The sequence below is a fragment of the Serratia sp. CoH_122_TC_1 genome (assembly GCF_058191755.1).
In genome coordinates, this window is the sequence record NZ_JBXWLA010000001.1 from 495,072 (window position 1) to 516,382 (window position 21,311).

General features: G+C 54.9%; 23 protein-coding genes. 14 read left to right on the plus strand and 9 right to left on the minus strand.

The features are described 5' to 3' along the window. Positions 1–45: 45 nt before the first annotated feature. Both dld and AC2FC2_RS02255 read left to right on the plus strand, forming a co-directional pair. Entirely contained in the window at positions 46–1,764 is a 1,719-nt protein-coding gene (gene dld, locus AC2FC2_RS02250; protein ID WP_404760113.1) for a D-lactate dehydrogenase, read from the plus strand. A gap of 385 nt (positions 1,765–2,149) precedes the next feature. Further along, positions 2,150–3,001 (plus strand): DMT family transporter, encoded by an 852-nt coding sequence (locus tag AC2FC2_RS02255; protein WP_209632240.1) that lies wholly within the window; start codon positions 2,150–2,152, stop codon positions 2,999–3,001. 53 nt (positions 3,002–3,054) lie between these two features. Here the strand turns inward: AC2FC2_RS02255 and AC2FC2_RS02260 are convergent, their stop codons facing one another. After that, complete coding sequence (locus AC2FC2_RS02260) at positions 3,055–3,645, minus strand: Yip1 family protein (RefSeq protein WP_209632239.1); 591 nt, start codon at positions 3,643–3,645, stop codon at positions 3,055–3,057. Positions 3,646–3,848: 203 nt separating this feature from the next. Between AC2FC2_RS02260 and AC2FC2_RS02265 the strand changes: the two genes are divergently transcribed. The 5 genes from AC2FC2_RS02265 to AC2FC2_RS02285 all read left to right on the plus strand — a co-directional run bounded on the left by AC2FC2_RS02265 (position 3,849) and on the right by AC2FC2_RS02285 (position 7,895). Further along, complete coding sequence (locus tag AC2FC2_RS02265) at positions 3,849–4,319, plus strand: acyltransferase (RefSeq protein WP_490658644.1); 471 nt, start codon at positions 3,849–3,851, stop codon at positions 4,317–4,319. After that, on the plus strand, positions 4,316–4,858 hold the full coding sequence (locus AC2FC2_RS02270; protein WP_209632237.1) for a GNAT family N-acetyltransferase: 543 nt from the start codon (positions 4,316–4,318) through the stop codon (positions 4,856–4,858). Before AC2FC2_RS02265 ends, AC2FC2_RS02270 begins: the two co-directional genes overlap by 4 nt. Before the next feature lie 103 nt (positions 4,859–4,961). Continuing rightward, a complete protein-coding gene (locus AC2FC2_RS02275; protein WP_209632236.1) occupies positions 4,962–5,798 on the plus strand; it encodes a DUF1460 domain-containing protein in 837 nt (278 codons plus the stop codon). A gap of 133 nt (positions 5,799–5,931) precedes the next feature. Then, complete coding sequence (locus AC2FC2_RS02280) at positions 5,932–6,744, plus strand: MetQ/NlpA family lipoprotein (protein ID WP_209632235.1); 813 nt, start codon at positions 5,932–5,934, stop codon at positions 6,742–6,744. 125 nt (positions 6,745–6,869) lie between these two features. Beyond that, positions 6,870–7,895 (plus strand): MerR family transcriptional regulator, encoded by a 1,026-nt coding sequence (locus AC2FC2_RS02285; RefSeq protein ID WP_490658645.1) that lies wholly within the window; start codon positions 6,870–6,872, stop codon positions 7,893–7,895. Positions 7,896–7,901: 6 nt separating this feature from the next. On the opposite strand, the gene AC2FC2_RS02290 is transcribed toward AC2FC2_RS02285, so the two are convergent. Continuing rightward, a complete protein-coding gene (locus AC2FC2_RS02290) occupies positions 7,902–8,780 on the minus strand; it encodes a LysR family transcriptional regulator (RefSeq protein ID WP_490658646.1) in 879 nt (292 codons plus the stop codon). Positions 8,781–8,878: 98 nt separating this feature from the next. On the opposite strand from AC2FC2_RS02290, the gene AC2FC2_RS02295 reads away from it, so the two are divergent. Together AC2FC2_RS02295 and AC2FC2_RS02300 are read left to right on the plus strand one after the other, a co-directional pair. Continuing rightward, complete coding sequence (locus AC2FC2_RS02295; RefSeq protein ID WP_314586522.1) at positions 8,879–9,802, plus strand: EamA family transporter; 924 nt, start codon at positions 8,879–8,881, stop codon at positions 9,800–9,802. Positions 9,803–9,910: 108 nt separating this feature from the next. Beyond that, complete coding sequence (locus AC2FC2_RS02300; RefSeq protein WP_209632231.1) at positions 9,911–10,459, plus strand: GNAT family N-acetyltransferase; 549 nt, start codon at positions 9,911–9,913, stop codon at positions 10,457–10,459. A gap of 32 nt (positions 10,460–10,491) precedes the next feature. Here the strand turns inward: AC2FC2_RS02300 and AC2FC2_RS02305 are convergent, their stop codons facing one another. Continuing rightward, on the minus strand, positions 10,492–11,412 hold the full coding sequence (locus tag AC2FC2_RS02305; protein WP_490658647.1) for a DUF808 domain-containing protein: 921 nt from the start codon (positions 11,410–11,412) through the stop codon (positions 10,492–10,494). A 97-nt stretch (positions 11,413–11,509) separates the two neighbouring features. Then, a complete protein-coding gene (locus tag AC2FC2_RS02310; RefSeq protein ID WP_404760119.1) occupies positions 11,510–11,917 on the minus strand; it encodes a VOC family protein in 408 nt (135 codons plus the stop codon). Between the two features lie 82 nt (positions 11,918–11,999). Here AC2FC2_RS02310 and AC2FC2_RS02315 point away from each other — a divergent pair, with 82 nt between their 5' ends. After that, positions 12,000–12,455 carry a GNAT family N-acetyltransferase gene (locus tag AC2FC2_RS02315; protein ID WP_490658648.1) on the plus strand — a complete coding sequence of 152 codons (456 nt, stop codon included), beginning with the start codon at positions 12,000–12,002 and terminating at the stop codon, positions 12,453–12,455. Between the two features lie 36 nt (positions 12,456–12,491). On the opposite strand, the gene pbpG is transcribed toward AC2FC2_RS02315, so the two are convergent. From pbpG to AC2FC2_RS02330, 3 genes are all read right to left on the minus strand, one after another. After that, positions 12,492–13,421, minus strand: coding sequence for a D-alanyl-D-alanine endopeptidase (gene pbpG / locus AC2FC2_RS02320; RefSeq protein ID WP_209632227.1), 930 nt, complete (start codon positions 13,419–13,421; stop codon positions 12,492–12,494). A 162-nt stretch (positions 13,422–13,583) separates the two neighbouring features. After that, on the minus strand, positions 13,584–14,687 hold the full coding sequence (locus tag AC2FC2_RS02325; RefSeq protein WP_490658649.1) for an adenosylhomocysteinase: 1,104 nt from the start codon (positions 14,685–14,687) through the stop codon (positions 13,584–13,586). A gap of 47 nt (positions 14,688–14,734) precedes the next feature. Next, positions 14,735–15,679, minus strand: coding sequence for a GlxA family transcriptional regulator (locus AC2FC2_RS02330; RefSeq protein WP_490658670.1), 945 nt, complete (start codon positions 15,677–15,679; stop codon positions 14,735–14,737). Between the two features lie 91 nt (positions 15,680–15,770). Between AC2FC2_RS02330 and AC2FC2_RS02335 the strand changes: the two genes are divergently transcribed. Further along, entirely contained in the window at positions 15,771–16,451 is a 681-nt protein-coding gene (locus AC2FC2_RS02335) for a DJ-1/PfpI family protein (RefSeq protein WP_265554218.1), read from the plus strand. 50 nt (positions 16,452–16,501) lie between these two features. After that, the gene (locus AC2FC2_RS02340; protein WP_209632224.1) at positions 16,502–17,065 is read left to right on the plus strand and encodes a DedA family protein; all 564 of its coding nucleotides are present in this window, start codon (positions 16,502–16,504) and stop codon (positions 17,063–17,065) included. 131 nt (positions 17,066–17,196) lie between these two features. Here the strand turns inward: AC2FC2_RS02340 and AC2FC2_RS02345 are convergent, their stop codons facing one another. Continuing rightward, positions 17,197–17,820: a LysE family translocator gene (locus AC2FC2_RS02345; RefSeq protein ID WP_209634116.1), complete on the minus strand. Its 624-nt coding sequence runs from the start codon at positions 17,818–17,820 to the stop codon at positions 17,197–17,199. Between the two features lie 78 nt (positions 17,821–17,898). Then, the gene (locus AC2FC2_RS02350; protein ID WP_209632223.1) at positions 17,899–18,792 is read right to left on the minus strand and encodes a LysR family transcriptional regulator; all 894 of its coding nucleotides are present in this window, start codon (positions 18,790–18,792) and stop codon (positions 17,899–17,901) included. Between the two features lie 133 nt (positions 18,793–18,925). Between AC2FC2_RS02350 and AC2FC2_RS02355 the strand changes: the two genes are divergently transcribed. Beyond that, positions 18,926–19,363 carry a PACE efflux transporter gene (locus AC2FC2_RS02355; protein WP_130379645.1) on the plus strand — a complete coding sequence of 146 codons (438 nt, stop codon included), beginning with the start codon at positions 18,926–18,928 and terminating at the stop codon, positions 19,361–19,363. Between the two features lie 446 nt (positions 19,364–19,809). Beyond that, the gene (gene ansP / locus AC2FC2_RS02360) at positions 19,810–21,273 is read left to right on the plus strand and encodes an L-asparagine permease (RefSeq protein ID WP_265554224.1); all 1,464 of its coding nucleotides are present in this window, start codon (positions 19,810–19,812) and stop codon (positions 21,271–21,273) included. Positions 21,274–21,311 lie beyond the last annotated feature (38 nt).

The window sequence follows — 21,311 nt, forward strand, 5'->3', positions numbered from 1 at the left end:
GATACGGCGAGTGGGAAAGGCATGGGGTACGACAGGGAGATCGGCATGACGCAGTTTACCAGCGCGACTAACCAGGCGTTTCTCAATCAGCTCAAAAGCATCGTCGGTGGCCCACAGCTGCTGACAGGCGAACGCAGCACCGAACGTTATCGCAAAGGCTTCCGTTCTGGCGAAGGCAAAGCGTTGGCGGTGGTGTTCCCCACGCGTCTGCTGCAATTGTGGCAACTGCTGGAGGCCTGCGTCGCCGCCGATAAAATTGTCATTATGCAAGCGGCAAATACCGGCCTGACTGAAGGTTCGACGCCCAGCGGCAATGACTATGACCGCGATATTGTGATTGTCAGTACCCTGCGACTTAACCATGTGCAGGTACTGGATAACGGCAAGCAGGTGGTGGGTTTCCCGGGCAGTACACTGAATCAGCTGGAAAAATTACTCAAGCCGTATGGCCGCGAACCCCATTCGGTGATCGGTTCCTCGTGCATTGGTGCTTCGGTGATCGGCGGCGTGTGCAATAACTCTGGCGGTTCGCTGGTCAAACGCGGCCCAGCCTATACCGAGATGGCTTTGTACGCACAGTTGGGTGAAGACGGCCAACTGCGGCTGGTCAACCATTTGGGCATTAAACTCGGCAATACGCCGGAGGAAATCCTCACCCGCCTGGAAAAAGGCGATTACCGGCCAGAAGATGTTGAATATGGTGAACTGCGTGCGTCCGACAACGAATACGCCAGCCGGGTACGTGACGTCAATGCCGATACCCCTTCCCGATTTAACGCCGACAAACGCCGCCTGTACGAGGCCTCCGGCTGCGCCGGTAAGTTGGCCGTATTTGCAGTGCGCCTGGATACCTTCGAAAAAGAAAGCAAAGAGCAGGTGTTTTACATCGGCACCAACGACACTGCCGTATTGACCGAACTACGCCGCCACATGCTCAGCACCTTCGACAACCTGCCGGTCGCTGGCGAATACATGCACCGAGATATTTTTGATATCGCCGAAGTGTATGGCAAAGACACCTTTATGATGATCGACAAGCTCGGTACCGATCAGATGCCGAGCTTCTTCACCTTAAAAGGCCGCATGGACGCCAGCCTCAACAAACTGCCGTTGCTGCCGCATAACCTGACCGACAGGTTGATGCAGGGCCTGAGTCACCTTGCCCCCAGCCACCTGCCAAAACGGATGAAAACGTACCGCGAGCGTTTTGAACATCACCTGCTGCTGAAAATGGCCGGTCCAGGCGTTGAAGAAGCACAACAGTATCTGAGTCAGTATTTTGCCCATGCCAATGGAGAGTTCTTCGTCTGCACCCCAGATGAAGGCAAGAAAGCCTTCTTGCACCGTTTTGCCGCCGCCGGCGCTGCAGTGCGTTACCATGCGGTACATGCCGACAAGGTAGAGGACATTTTGGCATTGGATATTGCTCTGCGCCGCAACGACACCGACTGGTTTGAAACCCTGCCGCCGGAAATCGACAGCCAACTGGTACACAAACTGTATTACGGCCACTTTATGTGCCACGTGTTCCATCAGGATTATGTGGTGAAAAAAGGCGTCGACAGCCACGCGCTGAAAGAAAAAATGCTCGAAATCCTCGACCAGCGCGGTGCGGAATACCCTGCGGAACATAACGTCGGCCACCTCTATCCGGCCAAACCCGACCTGCAAGCGTTTTACCGATCTGCCGATCCCACCAACAGCTTTAACCCAGGCCTCGGCAAAACCAGCAAGCGGAAGCACTGGGCCGATAACAAGGCGTAATAAGCCATCTCTCAGATTGCGCCCCCGACATTCGGGGGCCACCTCGTCTGGCAAGACGCATGTTAATTTTATGTTGCGCAGTCAACCAAACTTCACTATCTTGGTTTGGTTAATCACGCCCTGCGTTCAGGAATGCCCATGATTCAGTTTGCGCACATGAAAGATTCTGCGAACACGACCCTTCCGGCCGTCGTTCTGCTGTGCGCATCCTCTGCCCCACCCGCCGTTTTCTCTGTCGTCTCTGCGGTTGCCGCTTACCCGCCACGCTCTGTGGTTGTGCGCTAAGCCAAACCGAATTCTCTTCTCCAGCATTGCTTGATGTGCGTCCCGGCATAGAACGCCGTGTCTGCTGGAGCTTATTATTTTCACGACAGGTGAAAACTCAATGCGATTTATGTCTCAATGGGCCAACGCGGGCCTCGCGACCTTATTCGTCCTGCTCTGGAGCAGCGGCGCAATTTTCTCACGCTGGGGGCTGGAACATGCATCCGCCTTTGCTTTTTTGTTCTTCCGCTGTGCTATCGCGCTGGCATTGCTGCTGGCGATAGGCCTGTGGCAACGGCAATACCTGCCCGCCCCTGGCACCCGCCGCCGTGTCGCACTGATCGGACTGTTAATGATTGGCAGTTATCAGATTTGCTATCTGCTGGCGCTGGAACAAGGTATTACCCCTGGTGTACTGGCAACCCTGCTTGGCGTGCAGCCGATACTCACTCAGTTCATTACCGAACGCCGGTGTTCGGGGCTGCGTGGGCTTGGCCTGTTGTTGGCCATGGGCGGGTTAACGCTGGTGGTGTATCAAAGTCTGATGATTGCGCATTTTTCGCTGGTTGGCATGCTGTGCGCTTTTATCGCTCTCGGCTGCATGACCGCCGGTACGCTGCTGCAAAAAGGTCTGGCACAGCCGCCTTTGGCGGTCTTGCCGTTACAGTACGCCGTCGGACTGTTGATGTGCACCTTGGTGCTGCCGTTTGAACCCCTCCGCGTCGACTGGAGCATGGCCTTTATTGTGCCTCTGCTATGGATGGCCGTGGTAATTTCGGTGTTGGCCACCTTTTTGCTGTATCAGCTGATTCAACGCGGCAACCTGGTGCAAGTCACTAGCCTGTTTTACCTGATCCCGGCTGTGACCGCGCTACTGGACTATCTGCTGCTCGGGCACGCGCTGGCAGCCATCAGTATGCTGGGCATGGCGGCGATTCTGGCCGGCGTCATGCTGGTATTTCGCCAGCCCTAAATAGCAAAAGCCCCTCACGCCAAACCGGCATGAGGGGCAATATTAAAATGACATCAGAATAACCAGGAACCATACCCCCACAGCAGTACCGTTACCCCAAGCAGCAGCTCAAGCAACAAGATGCCAATGGCAAAGGTCGAGCTGGAGAAGATAAACCCTTCTTTACTGTCGATATTCAGGAAGTGCGGTATGCCCAGATTCAGCAGATAGCCCGAATAACACAGGCCAATCACGCCGACAAACAGGCACAGCCACACAACGGGATACAACGCCACTATACCGCTGAGGAACATCGGCGTAGCAACATAACCGGCAAACACCATGCAGCGGTGCAAGCTCGGACGGACTTCATAACGCCGTGCCATCCAGTGGATGACTTTCCCCATGATTGCCACGCCCGCCAGCATCAGCAAATAAAAAGCGACAGCCGTATAAGATGCGGTGAACGTATTGAGCCGGATGGCATGTCCTTCGCCGGAGAGCCAGCCCAGCTGGGTGGTACCGATAAACGCGCAAACCACCGGGATCAGCGCCAATAACAGGACATGATGGGTGTAAAGGTGCGAGACGCTTTCGTTCTCGCTTTTAATGTGTTCGAACTCGGTGCTTGGATGCGCCAGAAGTCCCCAAACATGATTAACCATGAGACACCTCCTCATCGCCGTAGGTCGCGATCGGCGAACGAATTTACCCCTCTGACGGATGACTAACCGTACGAGGATTGCGGCCACGGGGCTCTCTCCCCTGTATTAATTATAGTCTTTCGCTGAAAAAACGTTCGGAAAGCACAGACGTAACCACAGTTTGTTTTATAATTCGCCCACTGCGCCACTGCCGTGAGAAACGCATGTCATCTGTCCTTACCGTTCACCATGTTGGCATTGTCGATGTCGACGCCGGACAAAATGTCACCGTCGTTCAGCCCTGCAATCTGTATGGCTGCCGGCTCGGCGAGGGCGTATTCGTCGGGCCCTTTGTCGAAATCCAAAAAAACGTCAGCATTGGTGCCCGCAGCAAAATCCAGTCACACAGCTTTATCTGTGAATATGTCACCATCGGCGACGATTGTTTCATCGGCCACAATGTCACCTTCGCGAACGATCTGTTTAAAGAAGGCGCCCCCAATGCCGATGCCGCAAGCTGGGGCCGCACACTGATTGGTGATCATGTTTCTATTGGCTCCGGTACCACGGTGCTGGCAGTGGAAATTTGCAGCGGCACCGTGATCGGTGCCGGGTCAGTCGTCACCAAAAACATCACCCGCAAAGGGATCTATGCCGGTAATCCGGCGCGTTTGTTGAGGGAGCTTGCCCCATGAGCCCAGCGATCCAAATTACTCCCGTCACCCGTTTACCCGACGGGTACCTGACAAGCTGCGACTTTGGCTTTCAGATTGCACGTTATGCCCAGCCGGCTTTCGACACGCCGATCGACAGTTGGCCGCTGCTGCCGGTCACGCCATTCCGCAAAGACTACCCGTTAGCCCCGTTCGTCAATGAGGAAAGCGAAACCTTTTTGGCCCGTCATCGTGGCGAAGCGGTGGGTCACATCACGCTCAGCAATAACTGGAATGGCTATGCGCTCATCGAAGAGATCGTCGTCAGTGCCCATGTGCGCCGCCTGGGGATTGCGACAGCCCTGCTTGAAACAGCGAAGCTCTGGGCACAACGCCACGAAACTTCCGGCCTGATGCTCGAAACGCAAAATACTAACCTGCCCGCCTGCCGCTGCTATCAACGTTTTGGTTTTATCCTCGGCGGTATCGACCATTTGCTGTATCGCGCTCATCCTGACCTCGCCGATCACGAGATCGCGCTATTCTGGTATTTGCCGTTTAACAGCGAAATGGGGTATTGAGTGATAGCCGACCGTTGAGGCTGTGTTTAAGCATTAAAACGCCGGACCAAGGTGAGAACTGTTAACATTTGTCTGTTAACATGCCAAAACCGTGGGGGGTACAATGTACAAGGTTGTTTCATTGATATTGGCTATTGCGCTTGCCGGTTGTGCAGATAAAATCCCCGTAAGGCAAACGCCTGAACCCATTTCCACCCCACCTGCAAATCTCAAGGCCAGCATGGATAATCACACGTTAAATGAACTCAACGCTCTTCTTTCCTTGCGCGCTGCCGCGCCGGCAGACGTGCAAAAAGATAACGGACGCATGATCGACCTGCTATCCCGGCCATTCCTTGGTACAGCCTACGTCGCGAATATGCTGGTGGGTTCGCAGGATACACCGGAAAAATTGGTGATCGACTTCCGCGGTTTGGATTGCTTTACTTATATCGATTATGTCGATGCCTTGAGTCAGGCAAACAACCAGGCAGACTTTGTCCAGCGGCTGATTCACATTCGCTACGCCAACGGCGACATTAACTTCCTGCAACGCAAACACTTCTTTACCGACTGGTCACACCAGGCTAAAACCAACGTGACGGATATTACCGCTACACTCAGCCCGCACAGTGTCACGCTGACGAAAAACCTGAACCAGAAGTCCGACGGCAGCAGCTATTTGCCGGGCCTGAAAAACGTACAGCGCAGTATCACGTACCTGCCCAGTGATTTTATTGATGACCACGTGTTGGCCCAGTTGCACACCGGTGATTATATCGGTATTTACACCAATCTGGCCGGCCTGGACGTTACCCATACCGGCATCTATATCATGACCCCAAACGGCCCCGTGCTGCGTAATGCCTCTTCACGCAAAGAGAATATGCAGGTGGTGGACTCGCCCTTTATGGATTACGTGCTGGCCACGCCAGGCATCGTGGTTTTACGCGCAAAATAAGGGTGCGCAATAAAACGTCCGGTTATTAGCTATACCTCTTTGTGCTGAGCAAGTGTTTGACTTCCCCGCAGGTTCAGGCTTAGCTAGCAGTACAAAACCAACTGATTTTATTGTTTTTTTCAGGGAAAACTTGATGACCAAAAACTGGCGTTATACCCCTCTGCTGGCAGCGTTCGCCGCCGTACTGGCGCTTCAAGGCTGCGAGAAAAAAACCGATCAGAATCATATCAAGGTCGGGGTAATCAACGGTGCAGAACAGGACGTGGCGGAGGTCGCCAAGCAGGTGGCTAAAGACAAATACGGCCTGGACGTCGAACTGGTCGGGTTCAGCGGTTCACTGCTGCCCAACGACGCTACCGATAAAGGTGAGTTGGATGCTAACGTCTTCCAGCACCGCCCGTTCCTCGAACAGCAGAATAAAGATCACGGATATAAACTGGTCGCGGTCGGCAATACCTTCGTGTTTCCTATGGCCGGTTATTCGAAAAAAATCAAATCACTGAAAGAATTGCAGGATGGCGCGGTCATTGCCATTCCCCTGGATCCCACCAACCTCGGCCGTGCGCTGCTCCTGCTGGAGAAAACCGGCTTGATTACGCTGAAACCGGGCAAAGGGCTGCTGCCAACCTCGCTGGATATCAGCGCCAACCCGCATAACTATAAGATTATGGAGTTGGAAGGGGCGCAATTGCCTCAGGTGCTGGACGATCCCAAAGTCACCGTGGCTGTCATCAGCACCACTTACATCAACCAAACAGGCCTGACACCCACCAAGGACGGCATCTTTATCGAAGACAAGAATTCACCGTACACCAACATCATAGTGACGCGTGAAGACAACAAAGATGCACCTAACGTACAAAACTTCATCAAAGCCTACGAGTCGGATGAAGTGGCCAAGGCCGCCGAGAAAATCTTTAACGGTGGTGCGGTAAAAGGCTGGTAATGTCAATTGCGGGTTCTCATCGCAGAACCCGCACCCCTCCCCCAAAATATCCCCATCCTCCCCCTTGACCCTAACGCGACGTCAGGCTTTAGTATTTCTGCACGCACAAGGGAGGAGCACACTTCATGTTACTGAAAGTTGGCGAACTGGCTCGCCGTTCCGGCATCACGGTCAGGACGTTACATTACTACGACAGCATAGGTTTGCTGGTTCCTTCTGCGCGTTCCGACGCCGGCTATCGCTTATATAACCGGGCCGACATCACTCGCCTGCACCATATTCAGGCATTGCGCCGAATGGGGGTGACGCTGGCGGAGGTCGGGGCAATTCTGGCGCGTTCAGGGATGGCACTCACTACCGTGATCGAACAGCAAATCACCATGCTGAATCGGCAACTGGTGCAGACCGCCACACTGCGCGACCGTTTACAGCAAATGCACGCACAGCTTTCCGTCGGTGACGAACCTGAGTTGAACGACTGGCTGGCTACGTTGGAGTTAATGACCATGTACGATAAATATTTTACCGCAGACGAACTGGCACAACTGCCTTTCTATCAGGCTAACCCAACGCGTAACCGGGAATGGGGCGAACTGGTCAGCGGTATTCACCAGCTGATCGAAAACGGCGTTGCGCCGCAAGCGCCACAGGCTCAGGATCTGGCCCGACGTTGGATGCTGATGCTGGAACGCGATACCGCAAACAACCCAGCATTTCTTACTCGGTTAAATGCCATGCATGCCGAAGAGCCTTCAATGCGCGAACAAACGGGCATCACCCCGGCAATGACTGATTACGTCACCCGCGCATTTGCTGAAACCAAGCTGTCTATTTACCAAAAATACCTGTCGGAAGAAGAGTACGCCTATGTCCGCCGGCACTATTTCACCCGGCTGCAGGAATGGCCGACATTGATAGCCCAGTTCCACCAAGCATTGAATGACGGTGTACCGCCAGAATCTGAACGGGCGACCCGCCTGGCAGCTCAATGGCTTAAGCTGTTCCAATCCTATGCGGGTACCGACCCCGCCACTCAAATGAAAATCCGCCAGGCAATGGAGCAGGAACCTACGTTGGTTGAGGGCACTTGGCTAACACCGCCGCTGTTGCGTTATTTGCAGCAGGCGGTGGCGCAGTTGATGCGTGGTTAGCCTCACTCAGCCGAGGGTGTCCACCAGCCGGGTAATACCGACAACGTCCGCATAGCAGTCCAATAAAAATGCCGTCACGGCGGCAATGCCCGGTGCATGACGGATGTCGTTATGCACCGTTAGCCAAATCTCGCGCTGGAGCGAACGCGTTCCAACAAGACGATCAAGCCCCAGTTCCTGGCCGATAAAATGAGGCAACAGCGCAATGCCCGTGCCGGCTTCCGCAGCTGCGGCCTGAATCATCAAGTCGTTGCTGCGCATGACCAGCGCTCGCTCGCCAGCCTGCTCCAACAGCCATTTCTGCTGGACCGATGCCGCCCGCGGATCGTGATAACCGATAAACCCCCATTCTGTCTCCGGCGTCGCCTGTAAATACCCCGCATTGGCATACAGACCAAATTCAACGGTGCCAATCTTTCGGGTGACCAGATCGCTCTCACTGGCGCGACTGAGGCGAATGGCAATATCCGCTTCCCCGCGCAGCAACGAGACGTTAGCCGTATCCGCCAGTAAGGTCAGCTGTAAGTCGGGATAACGCCGCTGTAACTGGACAATGCGCGGCGCGATCAGCTTCAGCCCCATCACGGGCGGTACGCTTAGCGTCACGACCCCTGCAATGCCCTGTCGGCCGCTGAGTGCGGCGCGGCCGACCGCAAAAGCGTTGAGGGTCATGCTGTCGCCCTCTGCGGCGATTCGTTGTCCGTCGGCAGTCAGCAAGTAGCTGCGCGGGCGACGATCCACCAACTTTAACTTGAGCGACGTTTCCAGACTGGCAATACGCCGAGCGACGGTGGCGTGATCGACCTTCAAACTGCGGGCGGCACCCGACAGCGATTTTTCCTGCGCGAACACCATGAAGTAGTGCAGATCTTCCCAATTAAACATGGGCGTTTTCTCACATCAAAAGTGAACATATGGGGAATATTAACGTAAAGAGTTAGAGCGCAAACTGTTTTCTGTTTATTTTGTCACCACAGGAAACCATGATGAAAACCTCGCTGCCACTGGCCTATCTGGGCGTCATTGTCGCCACCTTTTTCTGGGGCACCAACTTTAATGCCGGTGCCTACATCATCGCCCATCAGCCACCAATCAGCGCATCTATCGAACGTTTCAGTTTGGCAACGCTGGCGCTGTTGGTGTTTTTCGGCCTGCGCGGGCAGCTGCGCCTGAGTACGCTGAAAAGCAACTGGCTGGCTTATCTAGTGCTGGGTGTACTGGGGTTCACGATATTCAATCTGTGCACCTTTTTCGGTCTGCAGTCCACCACGCCGGTCAATGGCGCGCTGATCCTCGCCACGACACCGTTATGGACACTGGTCTTTGGCGTAATTTGGGAGAATGAAAAACTGAACGGATCACGCATCGCCGGTCTGCTGGCTGGTTTTATCGGCGTGGTGTTGGTGATCACCAAAGGCCATATTCAAACGCTGTTGCGTCTGGAGGTGAGCCCCGGTGATGGCATTATTTTACTCGGTAGCCTCGCCTGGGCACTGAATATGGTTGGCACCCGTCGTCTGGTCCGTCATGCCACTGCCATCGAAAACACCAGTTATTCAATGCTGTTCGGCACCCTGGCCCTGCTGCCCCTGGGATTTATCTTCGAGAACCCACTGCAAAACCTGGCCTCAGCCAGCCTTGGCGTACATGCCGCCGTGGCGTATCTGGCACTGTGTGGGTCACTGCTGGCCTACTTGCTGTGGTTCAACGGGCTGGAAAAAATCGGTTCGGTACGCACCGCAATTTTCTTTAATCTGGCGCCAGTTTTCACCATGTTGGTGGCAACAGTCACAGGTACCGCCCCCAATGCTTGGCAGTTGGCCGGGGCAGCCTGGGTGATCCTTGGCGTGCTTTTGGCTTCGGGCATATTCATGCGTTTTATGCCACGGCGCTCGGCCATAGGTTAACCATAGGTTTTTCTTATCTTCAGCATAAGAAAGCCCAATTTACCTTGTTGTAGAACAGGGTGCATAATGCGTTTATCTTCTTATTTTTCAAGGTAAACAGGTATCTCTATGCCTCCAGCAGCTCCGCTGATGCTTGTCGACGCTACGCCAGACGACATGGCCGCCGTACTACAGATTTACACCCATCATGTGTTGTACGGCGCAGCGTCATTTGAAGAAATGCCCCCGACGTTGGAAGAAATGCAACAGCGCCTCAGCAAAGTGCAGGAAGCGGGCTTACCCTGGTTGCTCGCCAAACAAGCACATCTCGTGGTGGGTTATTGCTATGCCACTCCTTATCGACCGCGCCCGGCCTACCGGTTCACCGTGGAAGACTCCGTCTATATCGCCGAGGGTCAGCAGGGGAAAGGTATCGGTAAAGCGTTGCTGTCAGAACTGATTGCCCGCTGCGAACGCGGCCCCTGGCGTCAAATGTTGGCGACCGTCGGCAATGCCAAGGATAATCATGGCTCGCTGGCCTTGCATCAGAAACTGGGGTTTACCAGCGTAGGCACATTAAAAGCGGTAGGCTTTAAGTTCGGTGAATGGCGTGACACCCATATCATGCAGCGCATGCTGGGAGAGGGTAATCATAGTTTGCCGCAGAATAATAAATAAACCGGGTGCAGAAGATGCACCCGGCGAAATGATCAGGCTTTTAAACGGCCGCGAATCGTACCCAGAGCCGACACCACCAGCAGCACTGCACCGCCGGCAACCAGGCCGAACGCCACATTGAGTAAGGCGGGAATAACGCCCTGCAGGATATGACCGAAGGTCGGCACCACGGTGGCGTAAGATGCCCAGTCTTCAAACAGATGATGCACAGGCGGTAGGCCGTGGGTCAAAATGCCGCCCCCGACCATAAACATGGCGAGGGTACCGACAACGGACAGGGTCTTCATGAGATAAGGCGCGGCACTGACAATCCCATTGCCGATCGAACGTACCAGCTCGCTGCTTTTTCGGCTCAGATACAGCCCCAAGTCATCGAGTTTAACGATGCCGGCCACAATGCCGTAAACCCCCACCGTCATGACAATCGCAATACCGCACAGTACGATCACCTGTTGGCTGAAGGTCGCGCCAGCCACGGTACCCAATGTAATGGCGATAATCTCGGCAGAAAGCACAAAGTCGGTGCGTATCGCGCCCTTTACCTTGCGTTTTTCGTAGGCCACCACGTCTTCCGTGGCGTCCAACGCGTCTTTTTTCTCTTCACCCGCTTGTGTGCTGTGGGTCAGGCTATGAAACACCTTCTCAAAACCTTCGTAACACAGGTAGGCACCGCCCACCATCAGCAGCGGTGTGATCGCCCAAGGCGCGAATGCACTGATCAATAATGCCAGCGGCACCAGAATCGCTTTATTAATAAACGACCCCTTGGCCACGCCCCACACCACCGGCAGCTCGCGGTCGGCCTTTACCCCAGACACCTGCTGCGCATTCAGCGCCAGATCGTCCCCCAAGACCCCGGCAGTTTTTTTCGCCGCCATTTTGGTCATCAACGAGACATCGTCCAACAGTGAGGCAATATCATCAATTAAAGTCAGTAAGCTACTTCCGGCCAAAGTGATCCATCCTTTTCAATGTCATTGGTCATTATCCGTTTAGCATAGTGTTAAACACCCCTGAATGGGTATGGGGCGATCGCTGAAAACACCAAGGTTATCGGCCTAAATCACCGGCCGGCACGTTCAACTGCCAGGACAAACCAAAGCGGTCATTCAGCCAGCCGAAACGGGCGCTGAAACCATAATCATCGATCGGCATCAAGACCTCACCGCCCGCAGCCAGACGGGTAAAAATCCGCTCCAGTTCCGCGTCGGTCGCGAGATTAACATGCAGTGACACCGCGGGGGTAAAGCTGAAATCGTGGCTGACTGGGCTGTCGGTAAAGACCAGGTTATGCCGTTCAAAATCGATAGCCGCGTACTTGATCCGCCGCGGCCCCGTATCCTGCTCATCATAATGCTGCACCTGCTGAACCCGGAAACCGGGGAACAGTTCGCTATAAAGATCAATCGCCTGTTGGGCATTGCCCTGAAACATGACAAAGGTTGAAACGTTACTCATTGGATGTTCCCTCTGCGTACGATAGGGTATTCATTGATGATAGCGGATGGATAAGCCGCCGCGACGGTTGAAAGGAGGAAAGATGACCATCACCCACCGTCTGGCCCAGTTGAGCGATCTTGCCAGCCTGCAGGCACTGTATCAGGAATTGCGCCCGCAAGATCAACCGATGCGCCCAGACACTGCGTTGCGTGCATTGCAACGCCTGCTGGACAATCCGGCAATTCGTCTGGTCGTTAGCACCCTGGACGAACGCCCCATAGCAACCTGTATGCTGGCCATGGTACCGGGGCTGGTCCATCAAGCGCAGCCGTTCGGCATTATTGAACACGTGATCACAGCCCCATCGCATCGCGGGCAAGGCATTGCATTAGCGATGCTCGAATACACGCTGCAATTGGCATGGCGAAAAGGGTGCTACAAAGTGATGCTGCTCTCCGGCCAGCAACGTACCGGCGCACATCAGCTGTATCTGCGCGCCGGGTTCGACGGCGATCGTGAGCGAGGCTTTGTGATCAGACGCCCTGAAGGGCGATAACGGCCTGCAGAAAGGCTCCGCAGGCCGCAGAACAGATTATTCGGTGTCGTTCTTCGCCAGACGGGCGTCTTTTTGGCGACGATAGTCACGAGCCGCCGCAGGGATCGGCGTGACCTTACCGGTTTCAATCCAACTGCGCAGGCGGTTGGCATCAGCAAAGTGGGTATATTTGCCGAAAGCGTCCAATACCACCAACGATACTGAACGGCTGCCGATCACAGTACGCATCGCCAGGCAATGCCCCGCTTCGTTAGTGAACCCAGTTTTGGTCAGTTGGATGTTCCATTTCGGGTTGTACACCAGATGGTTGGTGTTACGGAATGGCAGCGTATAGTTTGGATCCTTGAACGTCGCCATGCGTTCAGTGGTAGTACTGAGCTGGCCGATCAGAGGATATTGTTTGGTCGCGATCAACAGTTTGGTCAGGTCACGTGCAGTCGACACGTTATGAATCGACAACCCGGTTGGCTCCACATAGCGTGTATTGGTCATGCCCAGAGACTTCGCCTTGGCATTCATCGCTTTAATGAACGCGCCGTAACCGCCCGGATAATGGTGCGCCAGGCTGGCGGCCGCACGGTTCTCTGACGACATCAGCGCCAGCAACAGCATATCTTTACGGCTGATCTCGCTGTTCAGGCGGACGCGCGAATAGACCCCTTTCATCTCCGGTGTCTGGTGAATATCTACCGACAGCATTTCATCCATCGGCAAATGAGCATCCAGCGTCACCATTGCGGTCATCAGCTTCGTGATGGAGGCAATCGGCACCACTTCATCAGGATTGCGCGCATACATCACCTTGTGGGTCTGCATATCCACGACCATCGCACTGCCCGACGCCAATTCAGGCTCGGCGGCGCGGGTGACGGCATTATTTTCGCTGGCCAGCGCGCGCGGCGCGATGCCTGCTCCTGCCTGCAAAGCGAGCAGGGTTAGTACCAAAACACGTATTTTCACATGCATTACTCTGTCACTGAAGAAGATGAAGGTCTTATTTTGCCGAATTATATGTGAGGGATCTTAAGTTGGCACTGGGATTATGCGAGCCGATTTGTGACAAATTCTGTCGGACAGAAAATTGCGCAAACCGCGAGCGCTCTGGGGTGAGCGCCCGCGATAAAAAAGTTACAGTGCCGGTTGCCAGGCCGACTGCGGTAACAGATACAAACCGGGCGTTTGGCGAGCCCCCTCGCCAACGATATGACCAATGCCCGCAGCCATCACCGCCAGTGTTACGTCAAAGGCATTTAGGCTGTCACCGTAGCCCGCCGTCAGGTTAAACATCGACCCGTTAGCCAGTAAATAAACCGTTTTATCACCCAGTTGGTAGGCATTCACAAACGGCATAGGCTCGCTGTGCGGCAGGCTCTGCAAGAAGCCGACGTCAATTTCCGCCGTCACATGGCCGACGTTAAGAATGAATACGCCATCCTTCGCGTGCTGTAAGTGTTGTGCCGACAATACGTTTTTAGCCCCGCTGGCAGTGGCAATGACATCAGCTTGGCTGACTGCGCTCGCCAAATCGACCACGGCCCAGCCATCGTAACGTGCTTGCAGTGCGCGTGCCGGATCGATCTCTGCCACAATCACCTGCCCGCCATAGGCTTTTGCCGCCGCAGCGACGCCTTGCCCAACCAGGCCATAACCAATCACCACTACGCATTTTTCATGCAGCGTCAGATGGGTTGTCTGGAAGAACGTGTGCCACGCGGTCAGGCCGACCATATGGCGATTATGCAGCCCTTCTTTGACCGGCAAGTCATCCCAGTTGAAAATCGGATAACGCGGCGCCATACCGTTCAGCCGACTAATACCAGAACCGGTCGCCTCCAGCCCGGCGATAATCTGCGGCCCCTCGGTTGACTGGTGCAGGCGTGTGGTCAGGTCCGCGCCCATTTCACACAGGTGGGTCGGTTCCCAGGCCAAGGCGCGGTCAAACGATGCAGACCAGTCGGCGTCACTCATATCACGCCAGGCATACGCCTGCGCGCCGCGGCGCTCTAACCAGGCCACCACATCATCCTGCACCGTCGTCGGGTTACAGGTGGTTAAGTATATCGCTGCGCCCTTATCCAGTAAGCCTGCCACCAGCGGTGCCATTTTCAGATCCAAGTGCATATTGCAGGCCAACCGCACACCGCTTAAATCGGGCAACGCGGCAACGGCTGCACGGGTTCGTGGCATGTGACGCATGGCCCAATCCAGTTCACTTTCAAAATCTTGATACATCTGTCACTCCTCTACTGCGCCACGCCACCAGGGCGCGACGGGATAATTTAACCGGCGCGGCTCAGGCGCTTAATCGCCTGCGGCGACAGGCCAAAGACGCGAATAAATGCCCGCCGCATGCGCTCGGGATCGCTAAAACCCACGGCGCGAGCAATTGACTCCAGCGCTTCACTGCCCTCTTCAATCCGCACTCTGGCCGCCTCAACCCGCAGTTGCTCAATCACCTTGGCCGGCGTCTGGCCGGTTTCTGCGCGGAACAGCCGTCCAAATTGACGTTCGCTCAGACAGGCGGCATCAGCCAACCCCGACACCGTCAGGGGGTGATGCAGATGCTCGCGAACATAAGAAAGCGCGCTGCGAATGCGATCTGAGGACGGGTTCAATTCCAACAGCAGCGAATACTGCGACTGGCCTCCGGGGCGACGGTGGTACACCACCAGCTGCCGCGCCACGTTGGCAGCCAGTTCGCTGCCGAGATCTTCCTCAACCATCGCCAACGCCAAGTCGATACCGGCAGTGATCCCGGCGGAAGTCCAGACCGCGCCATCGCGGATATAAATACGATTACTGTCAACGCGGATGCGCGGATAACCCTGCTGCAAACGTGCAGCATGGTACCAGTGGGTGGTCGCTCGCTTACCGTCCAGCAAGCCTGCTTCGGCCAGAATAAATGCCCCAGTGCACACACTGGCCATACGCCGTACCTGATGGCTTTGCCGGTGCAAAAACGCCAGCAACGCCGCAGACTGCGCAGCGACGACATTACCGCTTCCCCCCGCAACCAACAAGGTGTCGAAGTGCCCCTCGTCGAACGGGTGCGTAAGCACTTCCACACCCGATGAACTCATCACGCGGCCCCCCAGTTCGGATAACGGCACACAGCGATAAACCGGGGTCGCCGTGAACTGATTGGCGTTATCGAACGCCGCCAATGGCCCAGCAAAGTCCAGCAGGTTAAAACCGGGGAAAACCACAAAGCCGATATTTTTCATCATGGCGCTTTTTGAGGGTTATATGTCATACAAGACAAAAACAGGGCGACTATTATGAGCCAAGTTAAATGATAAAACTGAGGCGAATATCATGTCTGAACCGTTAGTGATTGTTTTTCCGATCTATCAGGGCGTCACCCAGCTCGATTTTACCGGCCCACTGCAGTTTTTACGGCACATGCCAGGCGCAGAGATTGTCGTCGCCTCAGTCGGTGGCGCAGATATCAGCGCTGAAGGATTGCACTTTACCCAATTACAGAAGCTCGAAGAGGTGACTCGCTGCGACGTACTCTGCGTGCCCGGCGGTGCCGGTTGCACCCAGGCACTACAGAATGACGACTTTATGCGCCAGATCCGTCGCCTGGGGCCCGATGCCCGGTATCTGACCTCGGTCTGCACCGGCTCGTTGATCCTGGCCGCGGCGGGTCTGTTGAAGGGCAAACGCGCAGCCTGTCATTGGACCATGCGCGACAGCCTGTCGCTGTTTGGCGCCATCCCCAGCCACGCACGGGTAGAACGCGACGGCAACGTGATCAGTGGCGGCGGCGTAACCGCCGGTATCGACTTTGCCCTGGCGTTGATCGCCGAATTGCATGATGAGGAAACCGCACAGACGATTCAACTGTATCTGGAATACGCGCCGGCGCCGCCGTTCCTCGGGGGAACACCGGAGCTGGCACCTGCGCATATTCTGGCGCGCGTTCAGGCACAAATGGCTGACAGCCTGCGGCAACGTCAGGCACTGGTGGCGCAGATTGCCTCCCGCGGTTAGTCCACAGGGCGTATACTAAACCTTATGTGTTATAGACATAGGGAATCAGGATGGCGGATTTAGCCCATTATATTACGGACTACGGCTATTGGGCGTTGTTCATCGGCTGCCTGGCCGAAGGCGAGACCATCACGCTGCTCGGTGGCATTGCCGCGCATCAGGGACTGTTGCATTTACCTTGGGTGATTGCCGTCGTGGCCTTGGGTGGCACACTGGGGGATCAGGTGCTGTTTTTCCTCGGCCGCCACTTTGGTGGACGGGTGATTTCACGCATGAAAAGCCAGGAAAAACGTATCGAACGGGCCAGAAAATTGATAGCTCGTCACCCGATGCTGTTCGTGATTGGCGTTCGTTTTATGTATGGTTTCCGCATTATCGGGCCCGTGTTGATCGGAGCCAGCAAGTTGCCGCCGTCACGCTTTGTGCCGCTGAACATTCTCGGTGCCATCCTGTGGGCAACGATCTTTGTACTGCTGGGGTATTTCGGTGGTGAAGCGATTACCCGCTTTATTTCCGGCTTCGACAAACGACTCACCAGCGTGCTGTTTTGCGCACTGGTGATCGCCGCTATCTTGCTACTACGGTTTTGGTGGCGCCGCCGCCATGCCGATTAAGGCTATACCCAACATAATTGGCGTTGCATTGAGGCGGCGATGAACCGCCCCCGAGAGCGTACACAGAGTACGTGATCGGGGTAAGTGCAGGCAGCAAGCAAGCCAAGATGCCACTTCAAGCGGGCAAGGCACTATCGGTTTAGCATCAGCTTCAGGCCGAGCAGCGCCAGCACACCGCCACCGAGCCGATCGAACCCGGCTTTAAAACGTAGATAAGTGCGCCGCGGGCGCGGTGACGACAGGACAAATGCCACGAAGGCATACCACACGACATCGATCGTCAGTGCGATCACTGGCAGCACGACATACATCACCGGCGAAATTTTATGGCTGAGCAACGCGGCAAACACACTGCCAAATACAATGGCGGTGTTGGGGTTGCCCAGTTGCGTCAGCAAGCCGGTGGTAAATGCCTTGCGGAACCCCAGGTGTTGCTCACCAACCGCCTCTACGCTCAGCGGCTGGTTGGCGCCTCGCAGCATTTTACAGGCCAGATAGATAAGATAAGCACCCCCCAACACTTTAAGTGTGGTGTAGAGCCACGGCAGCGCCAGCAGCAGTGACTGCAACCCCAGCAGGGCGATGAGCGCAAAGATAAAACAGCCGACGCCCATGCCCAATGCAACCGCCATACCGTCGCGGCGCGAAGAGGCAACGGCGGTACGCGCGACAAGAACAAAGCTTTGCCCTGGGCTCATCGCCCCGAGCGTAATCGCCCCACTAATGCTTAATACCGATAATGCCGTTTCGCTCATCATATTTTCTGCGCCCCCTGACATCCCATTGCTCAAAGTAGCGCAGCGATGAAAATAAAAGCAATGAGATAGCGGGAATTATTCTGTTTGCGACATATCACGCATCAACGCCACCAGTTCACCGGCGGCCTTATCCAGCGGTCGGCTTTTTAACCAGATCAGATGCATCGGCAAGCGCAGTTCATTTTTGGTATTTTTGAACTTCAACCGGATGAGACGCCCCTGCGCCAACAAAGGTGCAGTCAGCGACAGTGGAAAATTCCCCCAACCCAAACCGGCCTCAACCATACTTAGCGCCATCGGCAGGCTGTCGGTACGCCAGTAAGACTCCGCCACGCGAGGCCGCAGATCGGCAATAGGCAGGTCGCGGCTGGCCACCATAATCTGCCGTACGTTGACCAAATCCTCGAGAAACAGCTCATCCGCCACACCGTTCAGCGATGAGTGCAGTGGCGAAAGTGTGGCTACCAACGATTCCGCACCCACGAAATGAAACTGTTCCTGGCTGTTAATATTCAGGCCACCAAACGCCAGGCAGACACCCACCCTGCCCTGGTGCAGCATATGAAGCACATCATCCTGCGGGGCCGTCAGCACTTCGATATTCAGCAGGGGGTAGCGTTCAGCCAGCGTTTTGATCGCCACCAGCAGACCGCTGCTATTGATGTCCGAGGCGACACCGACTGATAACGTGCTCTCTAACCCTTGCGACAGCTCGATAGCATGGTTCTGTAATTGCTTAAGCTGGTCGGCAATCAGCCGCGCGTGCGGTGCCAACGCCAATGCCAACGGCGTCGGTACGGGTTCACGGTGCGAACGGTCAAACAATGGAAACCCCAATTCTGCTTCCATGTTGGCGATGCCCATGCTGACCGCAGAAGGCACGCGGCGCAGTGAGCGAGCGGCAGCGGAAAACGAACCGCGATCCAATACCGCCAGAAACAGCTCAATATTATCGCTGGAAAAATTCATTGCATTACCTGTCAGTAAAACTGACAGCTCCTGACTTTTTCTATCAATATGATTGACGCTATCTTACTCGCCAGACGGCAAAAGGTCACCCGACCGCAAAGCCAAAAAATCAGTCAGGATCAGGAGATAAGTAATGCAGGGCGTTAAACGCAAACTGGTGTATGTCACCGCCTATGAAATTATCGGCATGACGATCTCCGCACTCGGATTAGCCTTGCTTTCCGGCAATGCGCCAAGCAGCACCGGGCCGTTGGCCGTGATCATCACGACGATCGCCGTAAGCTGGAACTTTATTTATAATTCGCTGTTTGAACTGTGGGAAAGCCGCCAGGCATCACGCGGCCGTACGCTTAAACGCCGTATTCTGCATGCCATCGGTTTTCAATTAACGCTGGTGGTGTATCTGATCCCGCTGATCGCCTGGTGGATGGGGATTACGCTTTGGCAGGCGCTACTGCTGGATATGGCACTGATCGTGATTATCCCTTGTTATACCTTTGTATTTAACTGGGCCTTCGACAAAATCTTCGGGCTGCCCACCTCGGCACTGCCAGCCGGCGAGTCAGCTTAAGAATTAGCCGTTAATCCCCCCCTTTGCTCCCTGCCTGCCCAGAATATCGCCGCAGGCAGGGAGACGCTTATTCCCCCCTTTTTTCTCATCGCGAATAAATAAGCCAAACACCCTGTAGTTTGCGCGGTAATTATTATTGTGTGATTTTAATCACTTTTTATTCCTCGTTATTTCCGTCTTGATAAAATCCACCATCTTATTGAATAATATATTCTTTTATATATAGCGCAAAAAACAAACACAATTGCTCACGATTTATACGCAGGAATTTTTGCCACCTTTACAGAGAAAAGGTAGCATGCTCCGCCGTTATTTAATGGCGACTTGTATACACAATAAACAACAGAATGATGCCATGACCTCATTCTTATAACGATTGGCAATAGCAATCGTTTGCTCTGTAACCAGAGCAGGGTAACTCTACAGACAGGTAAACAGGACGGATGATGCAATCAAATAAAAAGTCTGCGCATGACAAACACGCAGCCAGAAGACGATGGTTAGACTCCCATGAATCCGGTTATCACAAAAGCATGGGCAATCGGCAAATACAGATGATCGCCATCGGCGGTTCGATCGGTACCGGCTTGTTCCTCGGCACCGGCGGCCGCCTGGAATTGGCTGGCCCGGCGTTGGCGCTGGTGTATCTGGTTTGCGGTATTTTCTCTTTCTTCATTCTGCGCGCATTGGGCGAATTGGTTCTGCACCGCCCTTCCAGCGGCAGTTTTGTGTCTTACGCCCGTGAGTTTCTCGGCGAAAAAGCCTCTTATGTCGCTGGTTGGATGTACTTCCTCAACTGGGCGATGACCGGTATCGTCGATATCACCGCAGTGGCGCTGTATATGCACTACTGGGGCACCTTCGCCGACGTCCCGCAGTGGTTGTTCGCACTCTGCGCCCTGGGGGTGGTCGCTACCATGAACATGATCGGCGTGAAGTGGTTTGCCGAAATGGAGTTCTGGTTTGCGCTGATCAAAGTCGTCGCCATCGCGTTGTTCCTGGTGGTTGGCGTGGTATTTCTCGGTACAGGCACCCCGGTAGCGGGCAACACCACGGGCCTGCACCTGATTACCGAAAACGGCGGCATGTTCCCACATGGCTTGCTGCCTGCGCTGGTGTTAGTCCAAGGGGTTATCTTCGCCTTCGCCGGGATTGAGCTGATCGGTACCGCTGCCGGTGAGTGCAAGGATCCGGCCAAAATGATGCCAAAGGCTATCAACAGCGTTATCTGGCGCATTGGTCTATTCTATGTCGGCTCGGTCGTTCTGTTGGTGCTGCTGCTGCCATGGAACGCCTACCAGGCGGGACAAAGCCCGTTCGTGACCTTCTTCAGCAAGCTGGGCGTGCCTTATATCGGCACCATCATGAACATCGTGGTACTGACTGCCGCACTCTCCAGCCTCAACTCTGGCCTGTACTCCACTGGCCGCATCCTGCGTTCGCTGTCGATGGGCGGTTCAGCGCCGAAATTCATGGCCAGAATGAGCAGCCAGCAAGTGCCCTACGCCGGTATCCTGGTGACCTGCGGCATCTATGTGATTGGCGTTTTGCTGAACTATTTGGTGCCTTCGCGGGTATTTGAGATCGTACTGAACATCGCGTCACTGGGCATTATCGCCTCTTGGGCATTTATCATCGTATGCCAGATGCGCCTGCGTAAAGCCGTGCGTGAAGGCCGCGCCCAGCCGGTATCTTTCAGAATGCCTGGCGCGCCCGTCACCTCTTGGTTGACGCTGGCGTTCCTGTTGGCGGTCGTAATCATGATGGCGTTTGACTACCCGAACGGCACCTGGACTATTGCCACCATTCCGGTACTGGCGGTGTTACTGACGCTGGGCTGGTTCGGCCTGCGCAAACGCGCGCAGGAAGTGAAACTGGAACAGCAAGCACACGAAGACGCTCACCACTAAGCCGCTGAACTGCCCCTTTCGGGGCAGTTCTTTTTATC

What these genes read in the sequence shown, in the direction of transcription:
- AC2FC2_RS02275 (WP_209632236.1), top strand. Translation starts at nt 4,962, where the DNA reads ATGTACAAGGTTGTTTCATTGATATTGGCTATTGCGCTTGCCGGTTGT.
- AC2FC2_RS02285 (WP_490658645.1), top strand. Translation starts at nt 6,870, where the DNA reads ATGTTACTGAAAGTTGGCGAACTGGCTCGCCGTTCCGGCATCACGGTC.
- AC2FC2_RS02265 (WP_490658644.1), top strand. Translation starts at nt 3,849, where the DNA reads ATGTCATCTGTCCTTACCGTTCACCATGTTGGCATTGTCGATGTCGAC.
- AC2FC2_RS02335 (WP_265554218.1), top strand. Translation starts at nt 15,771, where the DNA reads ATGTCTGAACCGTTAGTGATTGTTTTTCCGATCTATCAGGGCGTCACC.
- AC2FC2_RS02310 (WP_404760119.1), bottom strand. Translation starts at nt 11,917, where the DNA reads ATGAGTAACGTTTCAACCTTTGTCATGTTTCAGGGCAATGCCCAACAG.
- AC2FC2_RS02300 (WP_209632231.1), top strand. Translation starts at nt 9,911, where the DNA reads ATGCCTCCAGCAGCTCCGCTGATGCTTGTCGACGCTACGCCAGACGAC.
- AC2FC2_RS02270 (WP_209632237.1), top strand. Translation starts at nt 4,316, where the DNA reads ATGAGCCCAGCGATCCAAATTACTCCCGTCACCCGTTTACCCGACGGG.
- AC2FC2_RS02325 (WP_490658649.1), bottom strand. Translation starts at nt 14,687, where the DNA reads ATGTATCAAGATTTTGAAAGTGAACTGGATTGGGCCATGCGTCACATG.
- AC2FC2_RS02255 (WP_209632240.1), top strand. Translation starts at nt 2,150, where the DNA reads ATGCGATTTATGTCTCAATGGGCCAACGCGGGCCTCGCGACCTTATTC.
- AC2FC2_RS02350 (WP_209632223.1), bottom strand. Translation starts at nt 18,792, where the DNA reads ATGAATTTTTCCAGCGATAATATTGAGCTGTTTCTGGCGGTATTGGAT.
- pbpG (WP_209632227.1), bottom strand. Translation starts at nt 13,421, where the DNA reads ATGCATGTGAAAATACGTGTTTTGGTACTAACCCTGCTCGCTTTGCAG.
- AC2FC2_RS02355 (WP_130379645.1), top strand. Translation starts at nt 18,926, where the DNA reads ATGCAGGGCGTTAAACGCAAACTGGTGTATGTCACCGCCTATGAAATT.
- AC2FC2_RS02295 (WP_314586522.1), top strand. Translation starts at nt 8,879, where the DNA reads ATGATGAAAACCTCGCTGCCACTGGCCTATCTGGGCGTCATTGTCGCC.
- AC2FC2_RS02260 (WP_209632239.1), bottom strand. Translation starts at nt 3,645, where the DNA reads ATGGTTAATCATGTTTGGGGACTTCTGGCGCATCCAAGCACCGAGTTC.
- AC2FC2_RS02340 (WP_209632224.1), top strand. Translation starts at nt 16,502, where the DNA reads ATGGCGGATTTAGCCCATTATATTACGGACTACGGCTATTGGGCGTTG.
- AC2FC2_RS02345 (WP_209634116.1), bottom strand. Translation starts at nt 17,820, where the DNA reads ATGAGCGAAACGGCATTATCGGTATTAAGCATTAGTGGGGCGATTACG.
- AC2FC2_RS02315 (WP_490658648.1), top strand. Translation starts at nt 12,000, where the DNA reads ATGACCATCACCCACCGTCTGGCCCAGTTGAGCGATCTTGCCAGCCTG.
- ansP (WP_265554224.1), top strand. Translation starts at nt 19,810, where the DNA reads ATGCAATCAAATAAAAAGTCTGCGCATGACAAACACGCAGCCAGAAGA.
- AC2FC2_RS02330 (WP_490658670.1), bottom strand. Translation starts at nt 15,679, where the DNA reads ATGAAAAATATCGGCTTTGTGGTTTTCCCCGGTTTTAACCTGCTGGAC.
- AC2FC2_RS02290 (WP_490658646.1), bottom strand. Translation starts at nt 8,780, where the DNA reads ATGTTTAATTGGGAAGATCTGCACTACTTCATGGTGTTCGCGCAGGAA.
- AC2FC2_RS02280 (WP_209632235.1), top strand. Translation starts at nt 5,932, where the DNA reads ATGACCAAAAACTGGCGTTATACCCCTCTGCTGGCAGCGTTCGCCGCC.
- dld (WP_404760113.1), top strand. Translation starts at nt 46, where the DNA reads ATGACGCAGTTTACCAGCGCGACTAACCAGGCGTTTCTCAATCAGCTC.